This is a genomic window from Streptococcus sp. SR4 (assembly GCF_000517725.1).
In the GTDB taxonomy this organism is placed as follows: Bacteria; Bacillota; Bacilli; order Lactobacillales; family Streptococcaceae; genus Streptococcus; species Streptococcus salivarius_F.
Genome location: NZ_AZYW01000022.1, coordinates 45523 through 53944, shown reverse-complemented (window position 1 = coordinate 53944; position 8422 = coordinate 45523). Strand labels below are relative to the sequence as shown.

At 39.1% G+C, this 8422-nt stretch carries 9 protein-coding genes; 8 read left to right on the top strand and 1 reads right to left on the bottom strand.

Features of this window, described 5'->3' with window-relative positions:
• The first annotated feature begins 153 nt into the window (after nt 1-153).
• Nucleotides 154-651: a sigma factor gene (locus tag HMPREF1519_RS02750; protein ID WP_021143466.1), complete on the top strand. Its 498-nt coding sequence runs from the start codon at nt 154-156 to the stop codon at nt 649-651.
• A 107-nt stretch (nt 652-758) separates the two neighbouring features.
• On the opposite strand, the gene HMPREF1519_RS02745 is transcribed toward HMPREF1519_RS02750, so the two are convergent.
• Complete coding sequence (locus HMPREF1519_RS02745; RefSeq protein WP_037605435.1) at nt 759-1601, bottom strand: mechanosensitive ion channel family protein; 843 nt, start codon at nt 1599-1601, stop codon at nt 759-761.
• Nucleotides 1602-1743: 142 nt separating this feature from the next.
• Here HMPREF1519_RS02745 and tig point away from each other — a divergent pair, with 142 nt between their 5' ends.
• The 7 genes from tig to HMPREF1519_RS02710 all read left to right on the top strand — a co-directional run bounded on the left by tig (nt 1744) and on the right by HMPREF1519_RS02710 (nt 8341).
• The gene (tig, locus tag HMPREF1519_RS02740) at nt 1744-3027 is read left to right on the top strand and encodes a trigger factor (RefSeq protein WP_002885606.1); all 1284 of its coding nucleotides are present in this window, start codon (nt 1744-1746) and stop codon (nt 3025-3027) included.
• Between the two features lie 157 nt (nt 3028-3184).
• The gene (gene rpoE, locus HMPREF1519_RS02735; RefSeq protein ID WP_002885605.1) at nt 3185-3760 is read left to right on the top strand and encodes a DNA-directed RNA polymerase subunit delta; all 576 of its coding nucleotides are present in this window, start codon (nt 3185-3187) and stop codon (nt 3758-3760) included.
• Between the two features lie 252 nt (nt 3761-4012).
• Complete coding sequence (locus HMPREF1519_RS02730; RefSeq protein ID WP_022496517.1) at nt 4013-5617, top strand: CTP synthase; 1605 nt, start codon at nt 4013-4015, stop codon at nt 5615-5617.
• A 94-nt stretch (nt 5618-5711) separates the two neighbouring features.
• The gene (locus tag HMPREF1519_RS02725) at nt 5712-6182 is read left to right on the top strand and encodes a DUF3013 family protein (RefSeq protein ID WP_037611143.1); all 471 of its coding nucleotides are present in this window, start codon (nt 5712-5714) and stop codon (nt 6180-6182) included.
• 15 nt (nt 6183-6197) lie between these two features.
• On the top strand, nt 6198-6665 hold the full coding sequence (locus tag HMPREF1519_RS02720) for an NUDIX hydrolase (protein ID WP_037611142.1): 468 nt from the start codon (nt 6198-6200) through the stop codon (nt 6663-6665).
• On the top strand, nt 6644-7597 hold the full coding sequence (gene prmA, locus HMPREF1519_RS02715) for a 50S ribosomal protein L11 methyltransferase (protein WP_037611141.1): 954 nt from the start codon (nt 6644-6646) through the stop codon (nt 7595-7597). Before HMPREF1519_RS02720 ends, prmA begins: the two co-directional genes overlap by 22 nt.
• Nucleotides 7598-8341: a 16S rRNA (uracil(1498)-N(3))-methyltransferase gene (locus tag HMPREF1519_RS02710; RefSeq protein ID WP_037611140.1), complete on the top strand. Its 744-nt coding sequence runs from the start codon at nt 7598-7600 to the stop codon at nt 8339-8341.
• Nucleotides 8342-8422: the final 81 nt, after the last annotated feature.

Genomic DNA, 8422 nt, shown 5'->3' with positions numbered 1-8422 from the left:
GATTTCATTGCTGGACGTAGGTCTAGCTTTTTTTTTGTTTTTATCACCTTTTATAGTGACATATATGTCACTATTTTATTTCTTATTTATCTCTTATAATAGGTCTCGTAATTAATTTAATTACAAAAATTATATCTATTAATAGGAGGTTGAATGGAACAAGAAGTTTTTGTTCACGCATATGAGGTTGTTAGGCCGATTGTACTTAAGGCTAGTCGACAATATTTCATCCAACTTTGGGACCAAGCTGATATGGAGCAAGAAGCTATGATGACGCTTTATCAGCTTTTAGAAAAGTTTCCTGAATTAAAGTCTGATGATGATAAGTTACGGCGTTATTTTAAAACGAAATTTAGGAATAGACTTAATGATGAGGTTAGAAGGCAGGAGTCTGTAAAACGACAAGCCAATAGACAATGTTATATTGAAATTTCAGATATTGCTTTTTGTCTTCCAAATAAAGAGTTAGATGCTGTTGATAGGCTTGTTTATGATGAGCAGCTTAATGCTTTCCGTAATCAGTTGTCTTCGGAAGATGCTACTAAGTTAGACCGTTTGCTAGCTGGGGAGTGTTTTAGAGGTCGGAAAAAGATGATTCGAGAGTTAAAATTTTGGATGGTTGATTTTGATCCTTACAATGAAGATGATTAATTCTTAATATAGAACCTTGACTGGCAATATTGTTTAATATGAATAAAAAACACTTCGAAAGTAGATTCATCTTATCTATCTTTTGAAGTGTTTTTAATGTAATGAATTTATTTTACTGCTATAGGGTTTCCAATAAATCTTGGAAGTTCAATATTTTCTTTGATTAGGGCTTCCTGGTAAAGTTTCAAGAAGTCTGCATAGATATGAGTTTGTTGTCCATTTTTTGTAAAGATATCAATACGAAATACCAGTTGTCCAGAAGGAGTTGTGCTTAATCCAATGATATTTGGTGCTCCACAGATTTGAGGATAGTTTTCAATGTTTTCTTGATTTACTTCTTGGATGATGCTTGTCACCTTATTGATATCGGTTGACGGATAGACTGGGATATCAATTTGAGCTCTCATATCCCCTCGAGATTTGTTGGATACAATTGTGATATTTCTGTTAGGTATAAAGTGGAGAGTTCCATCAAATCCTCGAATTTGAGTAGTTCGAATACCTACGGTTGAAATAAGGCCTGTAACGGGTCCTACTTCAACTGAGTCACCGACTTCAAATTGGTTTTCTAACAAGATGAAAAAACCATTAACGACATCTGATAGGAAGCCTTGAGCTCCTAGACCAAGAGCAACCCCAGCAAGTCCTGCACCAGCAAGGAGGCTAGATACTGGAACCCCAAGGATACTAAGAAGCCAGTAAACAAGGAAAAAGTATAGCACGTAGTTCATGCAATTGTGTAGTAAACGTTCAATGGTTTTTTGTCGAGCAGGTGTTTGAATTGTCCAAGCTAGAGAGCGTCCAACTGTATGTTTAAAAAGGAAGTTGATAATCTTCTTACTAAGAAGAAAGATGATGAGAAGAATGAGGAGCTTAATCCCTTTTGTAATGAGTACCATTAGGGTCTCTTCAAAATTAAATTGTTGGATGTATCTTTGTAAAATATTCATAGCTTTAGTTTATCAAAAATTTGAAAAAGTAACAGTTCCTAACGATTTTCTTGTGATTAAATTGGAGAAAAAAACTTTTAAAAGGCTTTGAAATATGGTAAACTAAACTGTATCTATAAAAAATTTTAAGGAGAATGACTACATGTCTGTATCATTTGAAAACACAGCCACTAACCGTGGTGTGGTGACATTCACTATCGGTCAAGATAAAATTCAACCAGCTTTGGATCAAGCGTTTAACAAGGTTAAAAAGAATTTGAACGCTCCAGGCTTCCGTAAAGGACACATGCCTCGTGCCGTATTTAACCAAAAATTTGGTGAAGAAGCTCTTTACGATGATGCTTTGAATGCAATTCTTCCAGCAGCTTATGAAGCAGCGATTGCTGAACTTGGTCTTGATGTTGTTGCACAACCAAAAATTGATGTAAAATCAATTGAAAAAGGTCAAGATTGGACACTTACTGCAGAAGTTGTTACAAAACCTGAAGTAAAACTTGGTGCATATAAAGATCTTGAAGTTTCAGTTGAAGCTTCTAAAGAAGTTACTGATGAAGAAGTTGATGCTAAGCTTGAAAACGAACGCAAAAACTTGGCTGAATTGGTCGTTAAAGAAGGTGCAGCTGAAAATGGCGACACTGTTGTTATCGACTTTGTTGGTTCAGTAGATGGTGTTGAATTTGACGGTGGTAAAGGTGAAAACCACTCTCTTGAACTTGGTTCAGGTCAATTTATCCCAGGATTCGAAGACCAATTGGTTGGAGCAAAAGCTGGTGATGAAGTAGAAGTTAAAGTAACTTTCCCAGAAGACTATCAAGCTACTGATCTTGCAGGTAAAGCTGCTGTATTTGTTACTAAAGTTAACGAAGTTAAAGCTAAAGAAGTTCCTGCTCTTGATGATGAGTTGGCTAAAGATCTTGACGATGAAGTTGAAACTCTTGATGAGTTGAAAGCTAAATACCGTAAAGAACTTGAAGCAGCTAAAGAAATCGCATATGATGACGCTGTTGAAGGTGCTGCACTTGATTTGGCTGTTGAAAACGCTGAAATCGTTGAATTGCCAGCAGAAATGGTTGAAGACGAAGTTCACCGTGCTATGAACGAATTCATGGGTAACATGCAACGTCAAGGTATCTCTCCTGAAATGTACTTCCAAATCACTGGTACAACTCAAGAAGATCTTCACAAACAATATGAAGCTGACGCTGACAAACGTGTGAAAACTAACCTTGTTATCGAAGCTGTTGCTGCTGCTGAAGGATTCGACGCTACAGAAGAAGAAATCCAAAAAGAAATCAATGATCTTGCAGCTGAGTACAACATGGAAGTATCACAAGTTTCTGCACTTCTTTCACCTGAAATGCTTAAACACGATATCACTATGAAGAAAGCTGTTGAAGTTATCACAAGCACAGCAAAAGTTAAATAATATGACTAAAATCAAGTTTCTGTTGAGACTTGATTTTTTCTTCTATAAATGCTTTGACTATTGACTCTTTTTAGCGTAAAATAAAAGGTAGCGAAAAATTGATTGCTGAGCTATTTCTGATGGAAACTAGCTTGAGTAAGAATGAAGGAGAACCACTTTGGAACTAGACGTATTTGCTGGACAAGAAAAAAGTGAATTATCAATGATTGAAGTGGCCCGTGCTATCTTAGAAACACGTGGTCGTGATAATGAAATGTATTTCAATGATTTGGTCAATGAAATTCAAAATTACTTAGAAAAATCGGATGCTGATATCCGCAATGCTTTGCCATTCTTTTATTCAGATTTGAATACGGATGGAAGTTTCATTCCACTAGGTGATAACAAATGGGGCTTGCGTTCATGGTATGCAATTGATGAAATCGATGAAGAGGTCATCACATTGGAAGATACTGATGAAAATGCACCAAAACGTAAGAACAAGAAAGTTAATGCCTTCATGGATGGTGATGAAGATGCCATCGATTATAATGACGATGATCCAGAAGACGAAAACTTCACACCTGATTCTGATAGTCTTGAATATGACGACGATAGCGAAGATGATGAGAAAGCCGAAGTGGAATCTTATGACTCTGAGTTGAATGAAATTATTCCAGATGATGATTTGGATGATGTTGAGTTGTCAGAAGAAGATGATGACGATGACTATGAGGATGAGTCAAACGACTAAGTTTTCATTGACAAATGGTCTTGGATAGTTTAGACTATTTATCGGGCACCTCTTTTGAAGAGGTCATGATTAAGGCTCCCAGAGTGAAACTCTTGGGGGTCATTTTTGTTTTTAGTCATTTACTGGACTTGTCTAAGGTGAGGTACTTTGTACTGCTCCAATCAGGTACTAGGAAAGGGCTGTCGTGATTATTTGAGTGGGTAATCAATCTACTATCTGTAGTTGTTTTGAATAATATTATAAGGAGTTAACATGACAAAATATATTTTCGTCACTGGTGGTGTGGTATCTTCAATTGGTAAAGGGATTGTAGCTGCAAGTCTTGGACGTTTGCTTAAGAACCGTGGTCTTAAGGTTACGATTCAAAAATTCGATCCTTACATCAATATTGACCCAGGGACAATGAGTCCTTACCAACACGGTGAAGTTTATGTCACTGATGATGGTGCTGAAACTGACCTTGACCTTGGTCACTACGAACGTTTTATTGATATCAATCTTAATAAATACTCTAACGTGACTACTGGTAAGATTTACAGCGAAGTTTTGCGTAAGGAACGTAAAGGGGAGTATCTTGGTGCGACTGTTCAGGTGATTCCGCATATCACCGATGCTTTGAAAGACAAGATTAAGCGTGCAGCGACAACGACTGATTCAGATGTCATTATCACTGAAGTTGGTGGTACGGTTGGGGATATTGAAAGTCTTCCATTCCTTGAAGCTCTTCGTCAAATGAAGGCTGATGTGGGTTCTGATAATGTTATGTATATCCACACAACGCTTCTTCCTTATTTGAAGGCTGCTGGTGAAATGAAGACAAAACCAACGCAACACTCTGTTAAGGAATTGCGTGGTTTGGGTATCCAACCAAATATGTTGGTTATTCGTACAGAACAACCTGCTGGTCAAGGAATTAAGAATAAATTGGCTCAGTTCTGTGATGTTGCACCTGAGGCTGTTATCGAATCACTCGACGTGGAACATATCTATCAAGTGCCACTTAATATGCAGGCTCAAGGTATGGATCAAATCGTTTGTGATCATTTGAAACTAGATGCTCCAGCTGCAGATATGACAGAATGGTCTGCTATGGTTGATAAGGTACTTAATCTTAAGAAGACAACTAAGATTGCCCTTGTCGGTAAGTATGTGGAGCTTCACGATGCTTACTTGTCAGTGGTTGAAGCACTTAAACACTCTGGTTTGGCAAATGATACTGCTATTGATATTGACTGGGTCAATGCTAATGATTTGACTGCTGAAAATGTTGCCTCTCGTTTGGCTGATGCTGATGGTATCATCGTTCCTGGTGGTTTTGGTCAACGTGGTACTGAAGGAAAGATTCAAGCTATTCGTTATGCACGTGAAAATGATGTGCCAATGTTGGGTGTCTGTCTTGGTATGCAATTGACATGTATTGAGTTTGCTCGTCATGTCCTTAACTTGGATGGCGCTAATTCAGCTGAGCTTGATCCAAACACAAAATATCCAATTATCGATATTATGCGTGATCAAATTGACATTGAAGATATGGGTGGTACTCTTCGTCTCGGTCTTTACCCATGTAAGTTGAAACCAGGTTCTAAGGCAGCTGCAGCTTATGGTAATCAAGAAGTTGTTCAACGTCGTCACCGTCACCGTTATGAATTTAATACTAAGTTCCGTGAACAGTTTGAGGCTGAGGGCTTTGTATTCTCAGGTGTGTCACCAGATAATCGTTTGATGGAAGTTGTAGAACTCCCAGACAAGAAATTCTTTGTGGCAGCGCAATACCACCCAGAATACCATAGCCGTCCAAACCATGCTGAGGAACTTTACACCGCCTTTGTGACAGCAGCGGTTGAAAATGCTAAATAATAAACTAGGACAGAGTGGGGCAGCCTACTCTGTTTTTTATTGGCTCCTTTTATGCTAAAATAAAGGGAATAATAAGAAAGAACGAGGAAAACAAATGGCTAAATTCGGCTTTTTGTCAGTATTAGAAGAAGAATTGGATAAGCACCTGGACTATGATTTCGCTATGGACTGGGATAAAAAGAATCACGCTGTAGAAGTAACGTTTATCCTAGAAGCACAAAACAGTAGCAATGTGGAGACTATTGATGATAAGGGTGAAGTGTCTGATGAAGATGTCATTTTTGAAGACTACGTGCTCTTTTACAATCCAGCAAAATCACGTTTTGATGAAGAGGACTACCTAGTGACAATCCCATATGAACCTAAGAAAGGTCTATCTCGTGAGTTTTTGGCCTATTTTGCGGAGACTTTGAATGAGGTGGCGACAGAAGGATTGAGTGACTTGATGGATTTTCTATCTGATGATGGACCTGAGGAATTCGGTTTGGTTTGGGACAAAGAAGCTTTCGAAAAAGGGGAAGCTCAACTTGAAGAGAAGGAATTTTTTGCTTATCCGAGGTATTAAAGGGAGCGAAAAAGGATGGATGCTTATTTAAAAAATCAGTTTGATTTTACAGGTGTTAAGGTTGCCTTACTCGTAGCGCAAAGTATTTTGGTTATTCTTAGAGATAATAAACCAGATATTCCTTGGCCAAATACATGGGAGTTGCCAGGTGGTGGAAGAGAAGGTCAAGAAACGCCTCTTGAATGTCTTCAACGTGAGGTCTGGGAGGAGCTTGGATTGGCTCTGAAAGAGGAATCGATTATTTGGTCGAAAATCTATCCTAGTATGTTGGATAAAGATAGGTCAGCCGTTTTTGTGGTTGGCCAAATTAGTCAAGAGCAGTATCGTGAGATTCATTTTGGTGACGAGGGGCAGGAATTTAAACTAATGCCTGTAGAGGATTTTATAAAAGCAGAAGGTGTCATTCCCCAGTTGCAGGAACGTTTTAAAGACTATTTATCAGAAAAGGAAGAAAATAATATATGGACAAATGGCAAGAACTAACGATTGAAGTTAATCGTGAGGTCGAAGAGGCGGCTTCTAATATTTTAATTGAATCTGGTAGTCAAGGTGTGGCTATTGATGATAGTGCAGATTATTTGGAAAATGCAGACCGTTTTGGTGAGCTTTATCCTGAGGTTGAACAGGTTGAGACGGTTAAAATTACGGCTTATTATCCGGAGTCAGCAGATATCGAAGCTATTACTAAGCAGGTTAATGAGCGTTTGGCTGAGTTGACAGATTTTGGTCTTGAAACTGGAGATATTCACTTGGCTACTCAAGAATTGGTTGAAGAAGACTGGGCTGAGAATTGGAAGAAGTACTATGAACCAGCTCGCATTACCCACGATTTGACTATCGTACCGTCATGGACGGATTATGAGGCATCAGTAGGTGAGAAGATTATCAAGCTAGATCCTGGCATGGCCTTTGGAACCGGAACACACCCAACGACTAAGATGAGTCTTTTTGCACTCGAACAGGTGCTTCGTGGTGGCGAGACGGTGATTGATGTGGGAACTGGTTCGGGTGTCCTCTCGATTGCTAGTTCTCTTCTTGGAGCTAAGGAAATCTATGCCTATGACCTTGACGATGTGGCGGTTCGAGTGGCACAGGAAAACATTGATATGAATCCTGGCATGGAAAATATCCACGTTGCTGAAGGTGATCTTTTGAAGGGTGTAACTCAAGAAGCTGATGTTATCGTGGCTAATATTTTGGCGGATATTCTCATCCATCTGACGGAAGATGCCTACCGTTTGGTTAAGGACGAAGGTTATTTGATTATGTCAGGGATTATCTCTGAAAAATGGGATATGGTGCGTGCATCGGCTGAGAAAGCAGGTTTCTTCCTAGAAACTCACATGGTTCAGGGAGAGTGGAATGCTTGTGTCTTCAAGAAGACAGATGATATTTCAGGTGTGATTGGAGGCTAAATGCAACAGTATTTTATAAAGGGGCAAGTTGAAAATCCAGTAACTATCAAAGACAAGGATACTGTAAAGCATATGTTTAACGTTATGCGTTTAACAGAGGATGATCAGGTTGTCTTAGTTTTTGAAGACGGTATCAAGCGTCTTGCGCGTGTGACTGACCGTGAGAATCATGTCTTTGAAGTGATTGAAGACTTAAATGATAATGTTGAGATGCCTGTATCTGTAACCATTGCCTCTGGCTTTCCCAAGGGAGATAAGCTAGAGTTGGTGACACAAAAGGCAACAGAGCTTGGAGCTCAGGCTATCTGGGCCTTCCCTGCCGACTGGTCTGTGGTCAAGTGGGATGGTAAGAAGCTTGCCAAGAAGGAAGATAAACTTGCCAAGATTGCTCTAGGAGCTGCAGAACAATCCAAGCGTAATCGTGTGCCAGAAGTTAGATTGTTCGAGAAGAAGGGAGAATTTCTATCAGAATTAGATAATTTTGATAAGATTTTTATCGCCTATGAGGAAACAGCCAAAGCAGGCGAGTTGGCTACTTTAGCTCGTGAGTTGGCTCAGGTAGAGAATGGTCAGAAAATTCTCTTTATCTTTGGACCAGAAGGTGGTATTTCTCCGTCTGAGATTGATGCATTTGAAGAAGCTGGTGGCCTTAAAATTGGCCTTGGACCGCGTATTATGCGGACGGAAACGGCTCCTCTCTACGCTTTGAGTAGTGTCAGTTATGCCCTAGAATTGAATAAATAAAAGAAAGTTGGCCTTGTTCCAACTTTTTTGTATTTGACACTTTTAAGCTAAGATTGAATCTTGTCATTGGTTTTGTATGAC

What these genes read in the sequence shown, in the direction of transcription:
- HMPREF1519_RS02750 (WP_021143466.1), top strand. Translation starts at nt 154, where the DNA reads ATGGAACAAGAAGTTTTTGTTCACGCATATGAGGTTGTTAGGCCGATT.
- HMPREF1519_RS02745 (WP_037605435.1), bottom strand. Translation starts at nt 1,601, where the DNA reads ATGAATATTTTACAAAGATACATCCAACAATTTAATTTTGAAGAGACC.
- tig (WP_002885606.1), top strand. Translation starts at nt 1,744, where the DNA reads ATGTCTGTATCATTTGAAAACACAGCCACTAACCGTGGTGTGGTGACA.
- HMPREF1519_RS02730 (WP_022496517.1), top strand. Translation starts at nt 4,013, where the DNA reads ATGACAAAATATATTTTCGTCACTGGTGGTGTGGTATCTTCAATTGGT.
- HMPREF1519_RS02725 (WP_037611143.1), top strand. Translation starts at nt 5,712, where the DNA reads ATGGCTAAATTCGGCTTTTTGTCAGTATTAGAAGAAGAATTGGATAAG.
- HMPREF1519_RS02720 (WP_037611142.1), top strand. Translation starts at nt 6,198, where the DNA reads ATGGATGCTTATTTAAAAAATCAGTTTGATTTTACAGGTGTTAAGGTT.
- prmA (WP_037611141.1), top strand. Translation starts at nt 6,644, where the DNA reads ATGGACAAATGGCAAGAACTAACGATTGAAGTTAATCGTGAGGTCGAA.
- HMPREF1519_RS02710 (WP_037611140.1), top strand. Translation starts at nt 7,598, where the DNA reads ATGCAACAGTATTTTATAAAGGGGCAAGTTGAAAATCCAGTAACTATC.